Annotated in this window: 19 protein-coding genes; 6 read left to right on the top strand and 13 right to left on the bottom strand. The window is 60.6% G+C overall.

The window, feature by feature from the left end; translation table 11 throughout:
* Positions 1-735 carry a flagellar basal-body rod protein FlgF gene (gene flgF / locus PH551_RS13990; RefSeq protein WP_285193450.1) on the bottom strand — a complete coding sequence of 245 codons (735 nt, stop codon included), beginning with the start codon at positions 733-735 and terminating at the stop codon, positions 1-3.
* Between the two features lie 253 nt (positions 736-988).
* Between flgF and motA the strand changes: the two genes are divergently transcribed.
* From motA to PH551_RS13960, 6 genes are all read left to right on the top strand, one after another.
* Positions 989-1861 carry a flagellar motor stator protein MotA gene (motA, locus tag PH551_RS13985; RefSeq protein WP_285193449.1) on the top strand — a complete coding sequence of 291 codons (873 nt, stop codon included), beginning with the start codon at positions 989-991 and terminating at the stop codon, positions 1859-1861.
* The gene (locus PH551_RS13980; RefSeq protein WP_285193448.1) at positions 1862-2812 is read left to right on the top strand and encodes a FliM/FliN family flagellar motor switch protein; all 951 of its coding nucleotides are present in this window, start codon (positions 1862-1864) and stop codon (positions 2810-2812) included. It begins immediately after the preceding gene.
* Between the two features lie 65 nt (positions 2813-2877).
* Complete coding sequence (gene fliN, locus PH551_RS13975; RefSeq protein WP_285193447.1) at positions 2878-3465, top strand: flagellar motor switch protein FliN; 588 nt, start codon at positions 2878-2880, stop codon at positions 3463-3465.
* A gap of 27 nt (positions 3466-3492) precedes the next feature.
* On the top strand, positions 3493-4533 hold the full coding sequence (fliG, locus tag PH551_RS13970; RefSeq protein WP_085776947.1) for a flagellar motor switch protein FliG: 1041 nt from the start codon (positions 3493-3495) through the stop codon (positions 4531-4533).
* 232 nt (positions 4534-4765) lie between these two features.
* Positions 4766-5845: a flagellar biosynthesis protein FlhB gene (gene flhB, locus PH551_RS13965; protein WP_085776946.1), complete on the top strand. Its 1080-nt coding sequence runs from the start codon at positions 4766-4768 to the stop codon at positions 5843-5845.
* A gap of 5 nt (positions 5846-5850) precedes the next feature.
* Positions 5851-6291 (top strand): hypothetical protein, encoded by a 441-nt coding sequence (locus PH551_RS13960; protein ID WP_085776945.1) that lies wholly within the window; start codon positions 5851-5853, stop codon positions 6289-6291.
* A 48-nt stretch (positions 6292-6339) separates the two neighbouring features.
* Here PH551_RS13960 and visR read toward each other — a convergent pair whose 3' ends face one another.
* The 12 genes from visR to PH551_RS13900 form a co-directional block, all read right to left on the bottom strand.
* Positions 6340-7086, bottom strand: coding sequence for a transcriptional regulator VisR (visR, locus tag PH551_RS13955; protein WP_085776944.1), 747 nt, complete (start codon positions 7084-7086; stop codon positions 6340-6342).
* A gap of 8 nt (positions 7087-7094) precedes the next feature.
* Positions 7095-7841, bottom strand: coding sequence for a transcriptional regulator VisN (visN, locus tag PH551_RS13950; RefSeq protein WP_285193446.1), 747 nt, complete (start codon positions 7839-7841; stop codon positions 7095-7097).
* A gap of 448 nt (positions 7842-8289) precedes the next feature.
* Complete coding sequence (gene fliF, locus PH551_RS13945; protein ID WP_085776942.1) at positions 8290-9981, bottom strand: flagellar basal-body MS-ring/collar protein FliF; 1692 nt, start codon at positions 9979-9981, stop codon at positions 8290-8292.
* A gap of 196 nt (positions 9982-10177) precedes the next feature.
* Positions 10178-10567 carry a chemotaxis protein CheT gene (cheT, locus tag PH551_RS13940; RefSeq protein WP_064800665.1) on the bottom strand — a complete coding sequence of 130 codons (390 nt, stop codon included), beginning with the start codon at positions 10565-10567 and terminating at the stop codon, positions 10178-10180.
* A gap of 16 nt (positions 10568-10583) precedes the next feature.
* Positions 10584-11141, bottom strand: a complete 558-nt coding sequence (gene cheD, locus PH551_RS13935; RefSeq protein ID WP_085776941.1) for a chemoreceptor glutamine deamidase CheD — start codon at positions 11139-11141, stop codon at positions 10584-10586.
* On the bottom strand, positions 11138-11527 hold the full coding sequence (locus tag PH551_RS13930) for a response regulator (protein WP_011424008.1): 390 nt from the start codon (positions 11525-11527) through the stop codon (positions 11138-11140). Before PH551_RS13930 ends, cheD begins: the two co-directional genes overlap by 4 nt.
* A complete protein-coding gene (gene cheB, locus PH551_RS13925; RefSeq protein ID WP_085776940.1) occupies positions 11528-12571 on the bottom strand; it encodes a protein-glutamate O-methylesterase CheB in 1044 nt (347 codons plus the stop codon).
* Positions 12568-13476, bottom strand: a complete 909-nt coding sequence (cheR, locus tag PH551_RS13920) for a protein-glutamate O-methyltransferase CheR (protein ID WP_285193445.1) — start codon at positions 13474-13476, stop codon at positions 12568-12570. Before cheR ends, cheB begins: the two co-directional genes overlap by 4 nt.
* Positions 13473-13940: a chemotaxis protein CheW gene (locus PH551_RS13915; protein ID WP_011424005.1), complete on the bottom strand. Its 468-nt coding sequence runs from the start codon at positions 13938-13940 to the stop codon at positions 13473-13475. The genes cheR and PH551_RS13915 overlap by 4 nt, the downstream gene beginning before the upstream one ends.
* A 4-nt stretch (positions 13941-13944) precedes the next feature.
* Complete coding sequence (locus tag PH551_RS13910; protein ID WP_285193444.1) at positions 13945-16227, bottom strand: chemotaxis protein CheA; 2283 nt, start codon at positions 16225-16227, stop codon at positions 13945-13947.
* Between the two features lie 17 nt (positions 16228-16244).
* Entirely contained in the window at positions 16245-16610 is a 366-nt protein-coding gene (cheY1, locus tag PH551_RS13905; RefSeq protein WP_003570362.1) for a chemotaxis response regulator CheY1, read from the bottom strand.
* Positions 16607-16903, bottom strand: a complete 297-nt coding sequence (locus PH551_RS13900; RefSeq protein WP_064809596.1) for an STAS domain-containing protein — start codon at positions 16901-16903, stop codon at positions 16607-16609. The genes cheY1 and PH551_RS13900 overlap by 4 nt, the downstream gene beginning before the upstream one ends.
* Positions 16904-16921: the final 18 nt, after the last annotated feature.

The raw sequence follows: 16921 nt of genomic DNA, 5'->3' as shown, positions 1-16921 counted from the left end.
TTAGCGGCTGCCCCCAAGCGTCTGGACGGCCTGCTTGAACGAATCCTCGCTGTCGCGCATCAGCGAGGAAATGCTTTCGAATGCACGGTTGACTTCGATCAGCTGAGTGATCTCGCGCATGGCGTTGACGTTGGAATTTTCCAGATAACCCTGCTCGACACCGACATTGAAGCGGTCGACGACGGCGCGCGGCTGGTCGGTCGTCATGATGCCGCTGTTTTCGTAACGCAGGTAACCCTTGCTGATATCGGCCTCGAACAGGCCGAGGGAGCCGACCTGGCGGTCGCCCTGATAGATGATGCCGTCGGAGCCGACAGCCGGCTCGCCGCCCTTGGTATCGAGCTGGATCGGTGCGCCACCGGCATCGAGAACCGGATATCCGCGGATCGAAACGAGTTCGCCGGTATCCTTGAGCGTAAAGCGACCGTCCCTCGTGAGCACACGGCCGGCCGGCGTATCGAGCGCAAACCAGGCATCGCCCTTGATGGCGAAATCAAGCATGTTGCCGGTGTGCTGCAACTCGCCGTTCTGCTCGTTCAGATAGTCGTTGCCCTGAGAAACGAAGGCGACCTTGGTATTCAGCTTGTTCTTGGTGGCCGCCACCATCTCGTCGAACTTCACCTCGGTGGCACGAAAACCCGTGGTGTTCACGTTCGCCATGTTGTCGGCGATGGTGTTCAGGCGCTTTTCAAGCGCCATCTGCGACGACAGAGAAACGTAAAGACCGGATTGCATGTCTGTAAGCTCCAAGCATTGGCGATGAACGGGACGAAAAGCCGGGCGTCGTCTGATCTGGTTCGGCCGGAATTTCGCTGAGGCGGCATCTCAGAAACGGGCGCGAGCGCCCATTCGTCTCCTTTAGATTGGCGGCAGATGCTTGCGCGAAGCTGGCACGTGGAAATGCCCGGGACCCACCCTTTCATCAGCCTCACGCAAGGCAGAAACCCTATCCGTCCTAGAGAAAAGCAACGTTCAGATTGGGCTGACGATGAACATCATTATCGGATTTATTGTTGTCTGCGGCTGCATCGTCGGCAGCTTCATGGCGATGGGCGGCGAAGTGGACGCGCTGTTCCAGCCCTTCGAATTTCTCATCATCGGCGGCGCCGGCCTCGGCAGCTTCATCATGGCGAACCCGATGAAGGTGGTGAAGGATTCCGGTAAGGCGCTTGCAGAGGCCTTCAAGCACGCCGTCCCGAAGGAGCGGAACTATCTCGATACGCTTGGCGTGCTGTACTCGCTGATGCGCGACCTGCGCACCAAGTCGCGAAACGAAATCGAAGCCCATATCGACAATCCTGCTGAATCGACGATCTTCCAGTCGGCTCCGACGGTGCTGAAGAATAAGGAACTGACGGCGTTCATCTGCGATTACGTGCGCCTGATCATCATCGGCAACGCCCGTAGCCACGAAATCGAGGCGCTGATGGACGAAGAGCTCAACACCATCATGCACGACAAGATGAAGCCCTATCATGCGATCCAGATCATGGGCGATTCCTTCCCGGCGATCGGTATCGTCGCGGCGGTTCTCGGCGTCATCAAGGCGATGGCCCACATCAACGATTCGCCCGAGGTGCTCGGCCATCTGATCGGTTCGGCGCTCGTCGGCACCTTCCTCGGCATTCTGCTGTCCTACTGCGTCTGCTCGCCGCTGGTTTCCCAGATCAAGGTCGTCCGTAACAAGCAGCATCGCCTCTATGTCATCGTCAAGCAGACGCTGCTTGCCTATATGAACGGCTCGGTGCCGCAGGTCGCTCTCGAATACGGCCGCAAGACGATCTCGGCCTACGAACGTCCGTCCATCGATGCCGTCGAACAGGAAATGATGAACCCAGGCGGCGAGAACAAGGCGGCTTAAATGACCATGAGCGATGCTTCACATGACAAACCGGCAATGGATCCCGCCCTTCTCGCCAAGCTGACCGGCGGGCTCGGAGACAGGGGCAGGGTTGCCAAGATCTGCAGCGCCTTTGGGGATGTTTACAGCGAGTTCTTTCCCGACGTCATCAAGAGCGAGACCGGCCTCGACGTGACCGTCAGCTATCTCGGCTGCGAGATCGGCTATAAGAACCACCTGATCAACGACCTCAGCCACAACGTCACGCTCGTCGACGCGACGTTGCGCAACTGGTCTCAGAACGTCGCGCTTGCCTGCGGCAACGGTTTCGTCATCACGCTGATGGAACACCTGCTCGGCGCCACCGCCGATACGATCGAGGAGCCGGCCGAGCGGCTGCTCTCGGTCATCGAACTCGATCTGGCGGTCATGGTCTTCGACAAGATCGCCAAGGTGCTGCGCTCGGCGGTGAACGCACCGGGCGGTTTCGAGCCCAGTCTTTCGGCCCCGCATGCGCATGACTCGCGCTCCCGGCCGGCGGAGGACAAGCCGGACGAATTTGCCGCCGCCATCAACATGTCGATCACGCTCGCCGGCATTGTTTCGGAATTCTCACTGATCATTCCGCAGACGGCGCTGCTCAAGACCAAGGTGACGCCGCCAAAGCCGAAGCGCCAGACCGGCGGCAATTCGCCGGAATGGACCGAACAGCTCGGCGATCAGGTCCGCCGCTCGCATGTCACGCTCGAAGCCAGGATCAGGTTACAGGACCTGACGCTGCGCACCATATCGAAGCTGATGGCCGGCGACGTCATTCCGTTCCGCGACAGCGGCGACGTACGCGTCGAGGTCAGCGCCAACAGCAAGGAATTGTATATATGCGAATTCGGGCGTTCTGGCGAAAACTACATGGTCCGCGTCAAGGATACGATGAACTCGGATGACGAACTCATCCGTCACTTAATGAATTGATCGGTTCTCTGGCTTCTGGGCTGCAAAGGCAGTTTGAGGCAAGTTTCAACTGGAATAGTGATTTCATGGCAACGAAGAAAACACAGCAGAACAGTGACCTCTCCCTGGATATGCCGGGCAGCGAAGCCGATCTCGACCAGGCGATCGACGATCTGCGCGGCGTGCTGAAGAAGGACGCCGATGGCGACCTGTCGCAGTTTGGCGGTGAGCTGGAGAATGACGACTTCGCGGCAGGAACGGATCTGGCCGCCTTCGGCGGCGAGATTTCGGATTCCCCTTTCGGCGGCGATGATTTCGGCGGCGATTTCGGCGCAGGCAATGCCAGCCCGGCTGCAGGCATGGATTTCGGCGGCAGCTCTTCGTTCGAGGCGTCCTCGGCGCCGCTCGGCAGCGCGCTGACCTCGAACTTCGAGCTGATCATGGACATTCCGATCGATGTCCAGATCATGCTCGGCACCAGCCGGATGCAGGTCTCCAGCCTGATGAATCTCAATGAAGGAGCGACGATCGCTCTCGACAAGAAAATCGGCGAACCCGTTGAGATCATGGTGAACGGCCGCAGGATTGCACGCGGCGAGATTACAGTTCTTGATAACGACGACACCCGATTCGGCGTGAAGCTGATAGAAGTTTTGAGTACGAAAAAAGCCTGATCCCTGTGGGGACGGAGAGGTTAGACCATGATGGACTTTGACGATTTCGGCGGCGCGCTAGCCGGGAAACCGTTGACCCAGGCTGAAAAGGCGGCGGCGGTCCTTCTCGCCATGGGAAAGGGTGTCGCCGGCCGGCTGTTGAAATATTTCACTCAGGCCGAGCTGCAGACCATTATCGCATCTGCCCAGTCGCTGCGCGCCATTCCGCCGGACGAGCTCCTGTCCCTCGTCTCCGAGTTCGAGGACCTCTTTACCGAGGGCGCCGGACTGATGGACAATGCCAAAGCAATCGAAGCCATTCTGGAAGAAGGCCTGACCCCCGACGAGGTGGACAGCCTGCTCGGCCGCCGCACGGCCTTCCAGGCCTACGAGACCTCGATCTGGGATCGCCTCAGCGAAGCCGAGCCGGCATTCGTCGCACAGTTCCTGCTGCGCGAACATCCGCAGACCGTCGCCTATATTCTGTCGATGATGCCCTCCGCCTTCGGCGCCAAGGTGCTGCTGCAGCTCCCCGACAACCGCCGCGCCGACATCATGAACCGGACGGTCAATATGAAGGCCGTCAGCCCGAAGGCGGCGCAGATCATCGAGAACCAGGTGATGACGCTGCTTGCCGAAATCGAGGCAGAGCGCAACGCTGCCGGCTCGACGAAGGTCGCCGATCTCATGAACGAGCTCGACAAGCCGCAGGTCGACACGCTGCTCACCTCGCTCGAATCGATCAGCCGCGAATCGGTCAACAAGGTTCGGCCGAAGATCTTCCTCTTCGAGGACCTCATGTACATGCCGCAGCGCAGCCGCGTCCTGCTGCTCAACGATATTTCGACCGACGTGCTCACCGTCTCGTTGCGCGGCTCGCCGGCCGACATCCGCGAATCGGTTCTGTCCGCCATCAGTCCGCGCCAGCGCCGTATGATCGAATCGGATCTGCAGAGCGGCATGGGCGGCGTCAACCCGCGCGAGATCGCCATTGCGCGCCGCGCCGTGGCGCAGGAGGCGATTCGCCTGGCCAACTCAGGCCAGATCGAGCTCAAGGAGAAGGAAGGCGAAGCTTCGGCCGCCGCATGAGCTTCTGAGACTGTTGACAAATCCGGCCGACAAACAGGCCGTTGTTGATCGCCGCGCCTCAGGCGACTACCCTTCATCGATCGGCCGCATTCTATGGCGTGTCGCAGAGCACTCGGTTTCTGCGGCGCGCTTTGGGTTTTTGCTTTGACGCATCTCGTCATCCCAGAATCGCTGCCCGGTTCGGGGTGGCACGCATGAGCTGCGGCCTGTTTTTTTGACGGAGGGCCGCGACTTGGCAGATGATGACAAGGACAGCAAAACAGAAGCCCCGACCGCGAAGAAGCGAACCGACGCCGCGGAAAAAGGCAATGTGCCGTTTTCGCGCGAGCTGTCGATCTTCGCGACCATCCTCGCCACTTTCATCTATCTGGTGTTCTTCCTTCCCGACAGCGTCGGCCGCATGGGCGAAACGCTGCGCGACATTTTCGAGCAGCCCGACCAATGGAAAATCGAGACGGGCCCGGACATTCTGGCGCTCTTCGTCCGGCTCGGCTGGTCGAGCGCGGCGCTGCTGGCACCCGCCCTCATCCTGTTCATGGTCTTCGGCATCGCCTCCTCGATCTTCCAGAACCTGCCGACGCCTGTGCTCGAACGGATCAGGCCGCAAGCCTCGCGCATCTCTCCGGTGAAGGGCTGGTCACGGCTCTTCAGCCTGCCCGGCCTCGTCGAGTTCGGAAAGTCGCTGTTCAAGGTCGTCGTCGTCGGGGTCGTCCTGTTCTTCGTGCTCAGGAGCGAATATTTCGGCTCGATTGATGCCATGTTCTCCGATCCGCAGACAATCCTCGTGCGAATGATGACGGCGATGCGCAAGATCATCATCGTCATGCTGATCGCTACCGCGATCGTGGCGATCGCCGACCTTTTCTGGACGCGCCATCACTGGTTCACCGAGCTCAAGATGACGCGCCACGAGGTGAAGGAAGAAAACAAGCAGGCGCAGGGCGATCCCTTTGTCAAAAGCCGCCAGCGCTCGCTGATGCGCGACCGCGCCCGCCGGCGCATGATCGCCAACGTGCACCGCGCCACGCTTGTCATCGCCAACCCGACGCACTACGCCGTGGCGCTGCGCTATGCGCGTGAAGAGAACGACGCGCCGGTCGTTCTGGCAAAGGGCCAGGACCTGATTGCGCTCAAAATCAGGGAGATTGCCGAGCAGAACGGCATCCCGGTGTTCGAGGACCCACCGCTCGCGCGCTCCATGTTTGCGCAAGTCTCGGTCGATAGTGTCATACCGTCAGTCTTCTATAAGGCCGTTGCGGAGCTCATACACAGGGTCTACGCCGCAGACGCCAAGAACAAACGGGTAAGATAAGCCGAATGAAAAAATGCCCTCACTCTGCCCAGCGTGAAAAGATCCTCGCAGAGGCGATCAGCCCGGTCGCCACCGAACTGCGCCTTCTGGATGCCTCTGACCTCATTTCACTGCTGCGCTTCGAGTATTACGGCAATCTGGCCGATCTCGTCGCTTCGGCGGCGGAGCTTTTCTTTCATCCCGGCACCGTCAATTTCGGCCTTGGCGGAAATTATACGCTGGAATGGGGCGGCAAGCCGGAAGTCGTTCTCGACCTGGAAATCAAGCCGCGCGGCGTCACCGTCTATGCCCAGCTCGCCCTTGCCGACAATCATGCCGGCATTGAAATCAACCACATCGCCTTCGAAGATCCCTCATCCGATCCCGACGAGAATACAGCCTTTCTGGAAAAGAGCCTTCGGCAATCCCGCTACAGCGTGAAACCGCCGCGCGCGCTCGCCAGCTGATTTGCCTCAATGCATTTTCGCCGTCCCTGAAGTGAGTGTCCCCCCGGTTCAGCTGATGTAGCCGAGCCGGATCGCCTTGGCGATCGCCTGGATGCGATTGACGGAATCGAGCTTGATGGTCGCCGAGCCGAGATAGGCATTGACGGTGTGTACGGACAGGCCGAGTTTTTCGGCGATCTCTTCGCTGATACGGCCATCGCCGGCGAGCTGGAGACAGGCGACTTCGCGTTCGCTCAGCGCTTCGGCGGCCGCCGAGCGGCGTTCGTCCAGCGAGAGCAGATCCATCATCACGTGGCAGCAGCGGCCGTGCAGCTCGACGATCGTATCGCTGGCAGGATCGATATCATCGCCGGTGAAAAGGATGAAGCCATTGCCGACAGCGCCGAGTCGCACCGGGAAGGCGAGGCCGGAAAAAGGCAGAATTCCATCCTTCAGGCGCGTCATGAAGGGCGAGAAATCCGCCGGACCGGGGGCCGCCCTGTCATGAGCGCCGGCCCATGAAAGCGGCAGCAGCGACTTTTCGATATGGTCGAGAAGAATATCGCCATAGGCGTCCGTGAGAGCCTTGCCAAAACCGGTATTCGAAGGGCCCCAATTCTCGAGCTCGCAGACAAGCCGCTGCTTTGCCGGTAGTCCCGAGCCGCTGACACGGTAGATCGCGAAGCCCTGAGCGTCAGCGAGCTTCTGCATCGCAATCAGCCGGGGAAAAAGATCCGAACGGCTGGAAATCCTGTTCATCCGCACCATGCGCAGCGGATCGGCGCCGTTCATCGCCCTGCTTGATGGATGTCCCATGGATTCCCCTATACGAGATTGTTGCGGACCGCGAAGGCAATGGCCTCCGACCGTGTCTTGGTCGCCGTCTTGCGCATCACGCTGGTGATGTAGTTGTTGATGGTATTACGAGATATTCCGAGAATCATCGCAATCTCGTCGCTGGTCTTGCCCTCGGCGATCCAGAAAAGGCATTCCAGCTCGCGGTCAGTCAGTTCGAAATCGCGATCGTTCCTTGCGCCGCCGCAGCGAAGGAAGCTCGCGACATAGCCGGCAAGCAGTCCCACATCCCGCAGGCGCTCCGGCGACAGGATGAAGCCTTCGCCGAACAGGAACATCATGGCGAGCCGCGAGCGGCCGACATTGAAGGTCAATGAGCAATACTGGCGGCTGGCGCCATCAGGCGCATCGGCGTGATCTGGCAGAAGAGCGAAGCTCGGCTGGAAAACCTGCATGCATTTTTCCAGCTCGGTCGAACGGGCATAGCCGCCGACCAGATCGTTGGCGATATCCTTGACCAGATCGAACGGCCAGTCAGACGATACGATGAAATCGAGGCCGCTTTCCTGGATAAGATCACAGCGCGCCAGAAGATAGTGCGAGGCACCCACATAGTCCGTCAGCGCACGCAGACCGGACTGCAATCTACCAGTGTCGGCGACACCGTGCAGGCGCCGAATCAGCTCGTCGCGCGGCAAGAGAGCCGGCGCCACCACGCTCGCGAAATTCGCCATTTGCCTCTCGCCTTTGCTCGCCTGAGATATCGTCATATCCATTGGCAATTTCCTGGGGCTGAGGAACGATCAAACTCGGTGCAGCAGCATTTTTTTTGTAAAGGATTCAATTCAAGCTCCGCTCGAATCCCATTTCGAATCACTCAAGGGTAAGCCAGCCGGTGTAAATCACCATCTCCGACTTCTAGGGATTTACTTTCGCTGCTGCTCATGCCGTGATTCGAGGACGACTCGCGCCCCTCAGAATACTGGAAAGGGTAAGATGATTCTGGCTGTACCGCAACTTCATTCGCGTTTTACGCGAGTGATCCTCAACAGTTTTGTCCAAATTTCTTGAGGCGATTGGATCTATTCCCCAATTCGACACCCGCGGCCAAATACAGACTGGGTAACGAGATATCAGCTCTCTTGCGGGCGACCGATAACAATCCTGCTCAGGTAGTGAAAAGCCTGAATAACACTAAAAAGGCCGGGTTGCCCCGGCCTCCTTTTATGCTGCGTCGTCGATCGCCCATTTCCTGAGGATTTTGGCGGCGCGCTCCTCGTTGATTTCCACCATGCGGGCAAGCTTGCGTTCCGGGCCCTCCTTGACGCGGCGGTTGAAGTTACCATCGTCGTCGCCGAGGCTGAGCAGATCCTCGGTGCTGTCGAAGCCGAAATCGGAGCCGAAGCCATCCATGAGGGCGCCTCCAGGGGCGCCGGCCGCGGGCGCGAAGTCCGGAAGTTCGAGGCCAGCTGCTTCCGGCGTTGCGTCGCCAAGCACCGAGCCCACGCCGTTGCCGCTGACGCTGCGTACTAGCGGCCGCAGGCCCATCCAAACCACTACGAAGGCGACCGCTACGAAGGCCAGCGAGTTGATGATGCCGGCCAGGTTGCGGCTCAGCATATCCATGACGCGGACACCGCCGGTGGCGTCTTCCAGCAGCTGATTTTCGAGGAAATCCATCGCCGTGACGGTGACGACATCACCACGCTTGGCGTCGATGCCGGCCGCCGAAGCGACGATCTTCTGCATTTCAGCGATATAGGCATCGATCTTGGCCTGGTCGGCGGGCTCGCCGACCATCTTGGCGATGCGGCCTTTGTTGACCACGACGGCGATCGAAAGCTTCTCGACCTGATAGCTGTTGCGGGTCGTGGCCGTCGTCTTGCTGTTGATTTCGTAGTTGGTCTGCTCTTCGCGCTTGTCGGACTTGTCCTGAGATTCCGGACCGCTTGAGCCGCCGGCATCAGGGGCCGCCTGGGGAATGTTCTGTTCGACGGTCGTCGCGTTGTCGGACTGCCTCTGCTGCGACTGCTGGGCTTCCTTCGTAGAACGGACGGAGCGTTCGACCTTGGATTCGGGATCGTAGACCGTCTCCTGAATCTGCTGAGCATCGGTGTTGAGGTCGGCGGTGACGCTGGAGCGGAAGTTATCCATGCCGAGGAAGGGCGCTAAGGCCTTGTCGATGTTGGATTCGACTTCCTGCTGAACGTTCTGGACGATATTGAGCGAGCGGTTCAGCGAGCTATTGCTCGCCTCGTCGCCGGACGCGAGAAGCTGGCCGGCAGAATCAAGAATCGTGACGTCATCGACATCAAGCCCCGGCACGGCCGAGGCGACGAGGTGACGGATCGAGGTCGCGGCGCCGCGCCCGGTGGCGGCGCTGGCGCGAATCATCACGGAGGCGGTCGGTTTCTGCTCCGCCTTCCGGAAGTTTCCGACTTCGGGCATGACGATATGGACGCGCGCCGCCGTTATGCCCGAGATCGACTGGATGGTGCGTGCGATTTCGCCTTCCAGCGCTCGAACCCGCGTCACTTCCTGCATGAAGGAGGTCAGGCCGAGGGAGCCAACATTGTCGAAGAGTTCATAGCCGGCATTGGCGCTGTTCGGCAGGCCGCGCTCGGCAAGCATCAGGCGGGCCTTGCCCGTCATACCGGCGGGAACGGTGATGCTGGAACCGTCCGTGCCGACCTGGAAATTGATGTTGGCTTCGGCAAGCGCCATGCTGATCTGGTTGAGATCGGGAGCGTCGAGACCGACGTAAAGCGTTTCTTGGGCCGGTTTGTTGACGAAAAGGGCAGCGGCAAGGATGATTGCGATGGAAACGGCGCCGACGCCCCCCAGAATCATCAGGCGCGTCCGGCCCAGGGCACCAAAGTTCTTAAATATCTGAACTAATTGATTTAACAGATTCATTCTGTTCTCGCACGATCCGTCAAAGACAAAGCAGGCTTATTGCCTCACCTGACCAATAATCGGCGAAACTTGTGCGAGCGTTTCGTGAGGAGCGCGCGGGAGCGAAAGGCTGATGCATGTCGCGCAGCGATTTTGCGAGAACGACGTGCGTGAAAAGAGGACCTGAGGCGCGAGAGGCGGCGTGGAACCGCGCGCTTCAGAAGAAGTCGAAGTCGCCGGCGGCTTTGCTCAGCGGCTGAGAATGACCGTGGCGCGTGGAGCCGCCCAGCGCCTTCTGCATTTCCGCCAGCTTGACGAGGCTGAGCGCGGTGGCGACGTCGACCGTCCAGCCGAGCGGGATTTCGCCGGTGATGGTGTCGATGAATTCGGCAAGGCCGCGTGACTTCTGCACGGCCAGATCGATGCCCTGCATGACCTTCATGGCGTCCGGCGAGTTCAGAATTTCAGCGCCGCCGAGCTCGAGTAGCTGCGGTTCGATGCGCTCGATCAGGTAGGCCACATCGTGGAGTTCCGAAACGATGCGCATCAGGATGTCGCTCAGCGCTTCGACAGGCGCGGGCGGCTCCATCACCGGAGTAAATGTCATATGAAAATCCTCGCCATCAAAAAAATTCGATACTGGTTTCGGCGGGCTTCTGCGGAGCGGCGGGACGCTGCTGCTCGAGAGCGACGGTTCTCTGCGTTTCGGCGCCGGTCAAGGGGTATTGCCGGGCACGACCGGAGACCGGCCAATATTCGAGCTTGCGCCCATGCTCTCCGCCGGTGGAGGAGCCGACCACCGGAATGCCTTCATCCCTCAGGAACTGCATGGCGAAGGCCGCATTCTGCTCACCGACGTTGGAGAACGTCGAGATCGTCTTTGCGCCGCCGAAGATCTTTGCCTCCAGCCGGTCGCGCCGGGCGCCCTGCTTCAGGAGACCGTTGATCAGCAGTTCCATCAGATGCACGCCATAGCGTGTGGCATCGCCGCCTGATGTCGGCGACGTCGCCGAACCGGGCAGCAGAAAGTGGTTCATGCCGCCGATGCCGGCGACGGGATCTCTGAGGCACGCAGCCACGCACGAGCCGAGAATGGTCGAGAGAACCGCATTCGGATCGCTCAGAACCTTGTACTCGCCCTGAATGATGTGCACGCGGCGGGCTGCCCCCTCAGTGATCATTTCAAAGCTCCAAACACGGCTTCGATGGCCGCTTTCATCTTCTCGATCGTAAACGGCTTGGCGAGCACGTTGTTGGCGCCGAGCTGGGCCGCCCTCTGTACCAGCGCGCGATCGCCCTGGGCGGTGAGGATGATGAAGGCCGCCTTCTTGGTGTTCGGGTTGGTGCGCACGGCCTGGAGGAAGCCGATGCCATCCATCTTCGGCATGTTGAAATCGGAGATCACGAGGTGGTGCGGCTGCTCGGTCATGATTTTCATGCCCTGCTCGCCGTCGCCAGCGGATGTGATCTGCTTGAAACCGAGCTGGGTCAGCGCGTCGCTGAGCAGCAACCGGCTCGTTACCTGATCGTCGACGATCAGAACTTTGATTTTCTCCGCGATCGACATTTATTCGGTCCCTTCCTTTCGGGCGGCTGTCAATTTCAGTATTTCTTCACCGATGGCAGTCAGTGGCAGCTGCTGCTCGACGGCGCCAAGTTCGTGAGCAACCCTTGGCATTCCGTAAACGACGCAGGTTTTTTCGTTCTGGCCGAGCGTTCTGGCGCCCGCGTGGCGCATTTTCAACAATCCGGCGGCGCCATCGCGGCCCATTCCGGTCAGAATCACGCCGACGGCGTTGCGGCCTGCGAGTTCTGCGACCGAATCAAAGAGCACGTCCACGGACGGGCGGTGACCGTTGACAGGCGCCCGGTCGACTAGACGGCAGCACGGGGCAGAGCCGCCGCTGACCTGGAGATGACGTTCGCCGCCCGGCGCCAGATAGATCTTGCCGATCTCGAGGCGGGCGCCGTCGGTCGCTTCCTGCACCACCGGCGCGCAGAGACGGTTCAGCCGTTCTGCGAAACTCTTGGTGAAGGTCGGCGGCATATGCTGGGTGATGACGGTCGGCGGGCAATTTGCCGGGAATTTCTGCAGTACTGCGATCAGCGCCTCGACGCCGCCTGTGGACGAGCCGATCGCGACGATCTTGCGGCCGACGCGAAAATCGGCCACGGAAGGAGGGGGCGCGACGGCGGCCGCCGGTTGGGAAAACTGACGCTGCGTGCGCGCGGCCGCCTTGACCTTCTCGGCAAGATCGCCGAACGGCCTGGGTTCGCCGGGGCCCGGTTTGCCGACGCAATCGAAGGCGCCGATCTCAAGCGCCGCAAGCGTCGCTTCGGCGCCGCGATGCGTCATCGTCGAGACCATGATCACCGGCATCGGCCGCAGCGTCATGATCTTTTCTAGGAAATCGAGGCCGTTCATATTCGGCATCTCGATGTCGAGCGTTACGACGTCGGGGTTCAACCGTTTGATCGCCTCGCGTGCTTCCAGCGCGTCGCCGGCCTGGCCGATGACACTGACTTCCGGGTCGGAGCTCAGCACTGCGGTAATCAGACCCCGCATGGTCGGCGAGTCGTCGACAACGAGAACTCTTGCCGGAGCGCTCATGCCTTCCTCCCGAGACCCTTGGTCGTGTAGCGATAGGTCGTGATGCCGATATTGTCGAAGACGTGCTTCGCCTCACCGGAGACGCGCTCGGAATGGCCGATATAGAGGTGGCCGCCTTCCGGCAGCAGGCCGGCGAAACGTTGCCAGATCTTCATCTGGGTCGGCTCGTCGAAATAGATGACGACGTTGCGGCAGAAGATGACGTCGAACTTGCCCTTGAACGGCCATTGCGCCATCAGGTTCAGTTCGTTGTAGGTGATCAGCCGCTTGACGCGGTCGTCCACCTGGAACTTGCGGCGGCCCTGCACCTCGACTTCGCTAAACCATTGCTTGCGCATGGCTGGCGAGACGGTTTCGAGCGCACTCTCGTCGTAAGCGCCGGCCCGGGCGATGGCGAGGATTTTCGGATCGATGTCGGTCGCCAGGATCTTAAAGTCGTAGTCGGCGACATTCGGCATCAGCGATAAAACGGTCAGCGCGATCGAATAGGGTTCCTGTCCGTCGGAGGAAGCGGCCGACCAGATGCGCACCCTGCCGCCCGATCTCGCCCGCTGCAGAAGTTCCGGCAGAACATGGTCGCGCAGGTGCTCAAAATGATGGTTTTCGCGGAAGAAGCGAGTGAAGTTGGTCGTCAGATGCGAGAGCATTTCGCGGCGCGCCACGGCGCCGGCCGGCGAAGCGACAAGGTCGCAATAGTCACGGAAACCCGACAGACCAAGATTGCGGATATGCTTGGACAGACGCGAATAGACGAGCGAGGCCTTCGTCTCATTGAGGAAGATGCCGGCATCCGAGTAGATCATGGCGGCGATTTCCGTGAGGTCGCGGCGCGTCAACGGATATTCTCCGTTAGCCAGCACCTCATCGGCTCCCTGCCTCTGATCTTTTGCACCCATTGCACTCATGCGGCTTCGCTTTCGGTCTCGGAAAAGAGGGCTTCAAGTTCGATCAGGCAGATCATGCGCTTGTCGATGGCAAGAATGCCCCGGGCAAATTGGCGCTCGAGGTCGGAAGAGATTTCGGGCGTCGGCTGAATGATCTCGTCGGTGACCGTCAGAATGTCGGAGACGGCGTCGACCAGGAGGCCGACGACTTTGCGGCGGACCTGGGCAACGATGATGACATGACGGGCTGTGGGATCGGCGGGCTTCATGCCGAGACGAGCGGCAAGATCAATGATCGGCAGCACCGCGCCGCGCAGGTTGATGACCCCCAGCATATACGCAGGCGAGTGCGGCATCGCGGTCGCCGGGGTCCAGCCCCGGATTTCGCGGACCGACATGATGTTCACGCAAAATTCCTGATCTCCGATGCGGAACGCGATCAGCTCGCGATCCCCCTGGTTCAGACTTTTTACAGCGTACGACATTCCCTTACCCTACCGCTGCTAACGACATTTCCGCTTTGAGCGACTGGCCGCGCGAGGCGCCGACAACCGCGTCGACATCTAGGATGAGAGCCACGCGGCCGTCGCCGAGAATGGTGGCGGCGGCGATGCCGGGCACATGAGTGTAGTTCGCTTCCAGGCTCTTGATGACCACCTGGCGCTGACCCTGGATAGCATCGACCATCAGGGCGCGCTGACCGCCGCCTTCCGATTCCACCAGCAACGCCACGCCCTCAACGGGGTTGGCCTGCGTCGCGCGGAAGTTCAGGATGCGACCAACATCGACCAGTGGGCAGAATGAGTTGCGGATCGAGATCAGCCGGTGGTTCGCGCCGAAGGAGTGAATCGCGGATGCTTCCGGCTGCAGGGTTTCGACGATCGCGGTCAGCGGCACGACCAGCGTCTGGCCGGCGACGGTGACCACCATACCGTCGAGAACGGCAAGGGTCAGCGGCAGGCTCATGGTGAAGACCGAGCCGTGGCCCGGCTTGGAGGTGATGTTGATGCGGCCGCCGAGCGCCTGGATCGAGCGCTTGACGACATCCATACCGACGCCGCGGCCCGATATGTCGGAGATCTTGTCGGCGGTGGAGAAGCCCGGCAGGAAGATCAGATTGTCGATTTCCTCGTCCGACAGGTTGGCGTCGGCCGGGATGAGATCGTTGTCGATCGCTTTCTGGCGAACCTTCTCGCGGTTGATGCCGGCGCCGTCGTCGGCAAGCTCAATCAGGATGCGTCCCGAACGGTGCTTGGCGGTGAGGCGAACCGTACCTTCGGTGTTCTTGCCGGCGGCCGCGCGCTTTTCTGGCGTTTCGATGCCGTGGTCGACGGCATTGCGGATCATGTGGGTCAGCGGCTCGGCGAGCTTGTCGATAACCGTCTTGTCGACTTCAGTGTTCTCACCTTCGGTGATCAGGCGGATCGACTTGCCGGTCATGTCGGCGATTTCGCGGACGATACGCGACATGCGCTGGAAGACCGGCTTGACCGGCTGCGCGCGGATCGCCATGACCGAGTCCTGGATCTCGCGGGTGAGCTGCTGCAGCTCCTCGAGACCCATGTTGATCGAAGACGTGCCTGTCGTGTCGTTCTCGATGACGCTCTGCGACAGCATCGCTTGGTTGATGACCAATTCGCCGACCAGGTTGATGAGGCGGTCGACGCGATCGAGATCGACGCGGATTGTCTGGCCGGCGCCGGCGGCGTTGTTCTGGGCGGCGGCATTGGCCGCGGCGGCTGCGGCGGCGGCCGATTCCTTCTTCTCGACGCGGACGGCGGCTGCCGCCATTTGCGTGATGTTGGAAGCGGTCTCGGCGGCGGCGACGGCAGCGGCCGTGGCTTCGGACCGTGCAGCGGAAGCACTCTCAGTTGCCTCGGTCTCGTCGAGGATCGACAGGTCGAAGGGAACCGGCACCATCGGCAGTTCCTCGTTGCTCGAAGCGGCGTCAACTGTCTCCTCGACCGGCTTGACCGTCAGCTCGCAATCCCACTCGGCGAATTCGAAGACGGCGCGGATGGCATCCTCGCCCTTGTCGGTCTTGAGTGTGACGTTCCAGAAGAAATAGGCAGCCTCCGGATCGAGCTCCTCGAGACCCGGCAGCTCATTCATATTGCAGTAGATCGTCATTTCGCCGAGGCGCGAAAGGTCGCGCAGCAGCAGGGTGGCGTCGTTACCCTTCGAATAGAGTTCGTGGCGCGGCTTGAAGGTGATCTCGTAGGCCGGCAGGCCGGTCTCTGCGCCGTCCTCGTCGCCGAAATCGTCGAAGGAAAAGGGGATTGGCTGGAAGCCGCTGTCGTCGGTCGGCTTGGGGGCTGGCGCCGGAGCGGCCGGAGCGGCCTTTGCGGCGGCCTTGGGCGCAGGCGTCTCGGCCGAAGGAGACGGTAGCTCGCCATTGGCCAGAGCCTCCAGCTCCTTAACGAGGCCGCGGCTGCGGCTTTCATCGACGCTGCCGCCGTCGCGCGCAGCATTGGTCAGGTCGGCGAGCACGTCGGCCGACTTCAGCATCACCTTCAGGACGTCCTGGGTCGGCTCGAGCTTGTTGGAACGAACGCAATCGAGAGTGGTCTCGAATACATGGGCGAAGGCAACCAGATCATCAAGGCCGAAGGCGCCGGCGCCCCCCTTGATCGAATGCACGGCACGGAACACCGCATTGACGGTTTCCGGATCGCGATCGCCATCGTTCATTTTCAGAAGACCGGATTCCAGCTCGGCGAGCTGTTCCTCGCACTCCTGGAAAAAGATCTCTTTGATTTCGTTCATATCCATAGGAGCAAATCCTGGGTTTAAGCGGTTACGCGCTCAATTGCATCGATCAGCTTGGCCGGGTCGAAAGGCTTGACGATCCATCCGGTGGCGCCGGCCTGGCGGGCGCGGTTCTTCTTTTCCGCGTCACTTTCGGTGGTCAGGACCAGGATCGGGATCGCCCGATATTTCTCGTTGCGGCGCACACCTTCGATGAAGCCGAACCCGTCGAGGCGCGGCATGTTGATGTCGGTCACGATCACGTCAGGATTGGATTCTTCGAGAACCTCGAGGCCCTCGACGCCGTCTTCCGCCTGGATCGTCTCGAAACCGGCATTGTTCAGCGTCACGAGCAGCATGTTTCGGATGGTGCGGGAATCATCCACGGTAAGAACTTTTTTCTTCATTGCCGAATCTCCTTGGCAAGCAGGTGGTCAATATTGACGCCAACCAGCTGCATGGTTTTGTGAAATGCGTCGGACACCTTGGAGAAGGTGAACGGCTGCTTGTCCTGCTCCCAGGTCTTCTCGGCGGACATCAGGACCTGAGCGCAAAGAGCCCCGATCCGCTCGACGCCCGATGCGTCGATCGAAAGACCGCTGCCCCTGAGGGAGATGAGTTTTTCACGCAAGGCGGAAGCCTCGTTGAGATCCAGCACCGCTGTCAAATTCAGCGTCTTGCCACTCTTCTTTGCTACCATCAGCTTGTCCTTGTCCCC

Source organism: Rhizobium atlanticum (assembly GCF_030182485.1).
Taxonomy (GTDB): Bacteria; Pseudomonadota; Alphaproteobacteria; order Rhizobiales; family Rhizobiaceae; genus Rhizobium.
The sequence above is the reverse complement of the archived record's forward strand: the minus strand, read 5'-3'. Positions and strand labels throughout refer to the sequence as shown.

What these genes read in the sequence shown, in the direction of transcription:
- flgF (WP_285193450.1), bottom strand. Translation starts at nt 735, where the DNA reads ATGCAATCCGGTCTTTACGTTTCTCTGTCGTCGCAGATGGCGCTTGAA.
- motA (WP_285193449.1), top strand. Translation starts at nt 989, where the DNA reads ATGAACATCATTATCGGATTTATTGTTGTCTGCGGCTGCATCGTCGGC.
- PH551_RS13980 (WP_285193448.1), top strand. Translation starts at nt 1,862, where the DNA reads ATGACCATGAGCGATGCTTCACATGACAAACCGGCAATGGATCCCGCC.
- fliN (WP_285193447.1), top strand. Translation starts at nt 2,878, where the DNA reads ATGGCAACGAAGAAAACACAGCAGAACAGTGACCTCTCCCTGGATATG.
- fliG (WP_085776947.1), top strand. Translation starts at nt 3,493, where the DNA reads ATGATGGACTTTGACGATTTCGGCGGCGCGCTAGCCGGGAAACCGTTG.
- PH551_RS13960 (WP_085776945.1), top strand. Translation starts at nt 5,851, where the DNA reads ATGAAAAAATGCCCTCACTCTGCCCAGCGTGAAAAGATCCTCGCAGAG.
- visR (WP_085776944.1), bottom strand. Translation starts at nt 7,086, where the DNA reads ATGGGACATCCATCAAGCAGGGCGATGAACGGCGCCGATCCGCTGCGC.
- visN (WP_285193446.1), bottom strand. Translation starts at nt 7,841, where the DNA reads ATGGATATGACGATATCTCAGGCGAGCAAAGGCGAGAGGCAAATGGCG.
- fliF (WP_085776942.1), bottom strand. Translation starts at nt 9,981, where the DNA reads ATGAATCTGTTAAATCAATTAGTTCAGATATTTAAGAACTTTGGTGCC.
- cheT (WP_064800665.1), bottom strand. Translation starts at nt 10,567, where the DNA reads ATGACATTTACTCCGGTGATGGAGCCGCCCGCGCCTGTCGAAGCGCTG.
- cheD (WP_085776941.1), bottom strand. Translation starts at nt 11,141, where the DNA reads ATGATCACTGAGGGGGCAGCCCGCCGCGTGCACATCATTCAGGGCGAG.
- PH551_RS13930 (WP_011424008.1), bottom strand. Translation starts at nt 11,527, where the DNA reads ATGTCGATCGCGGAGAAAATCAAAGTTCTGATCGTCGACGATCAGGTA.
- cheB (WP_085776940.1), bottom strand. Translation starts at nt 12,571, where the DNA reads ATGAGCGCTCCGGCAAGAGTTCTCGTTGTCGACGACTCGCCGACCATG.
- cheR (WP_285193445.1), bottom strand. Translation starts at nt 13,476, where the DNA reads ATGAGTGCAATGGGTGCAAAAGATCAGAGGCAGGGAGCCGATGAGGTG.
- PH551_RS13915 (WP_011424005.1), bottom strand. Translation starts at nt 13,940, where the DNA reads ATGTCGTACGCTGTAAAAAGTCTGAACCAGGGGGATCGCGAGCTGATC.
- PH551_RS13910 (WP_285193444.1), bottom strand. Translation starts at nt 16,227, where the DNA reads ATGGATATGAACGAAATCAAAGAGATCTTTTTCCAGGAGTGCGAGGAA.
- cheY1 (WP_003570362.1), bottom strand. Translation starts at nt 16,610, where the DNA reads ATGAAGAAAAAAGTTCTTACCGTGGATGATTCCCGCACCATCCGAAAC.
- PH551_RS13900 (WP_064809596.1), bottom strand. Translation starts at nt 16,903, where the DNA reads ATGGTAGCAAAGAAGAGTGGCAAGACGCTGAATTTGACAGCGGTGCTG.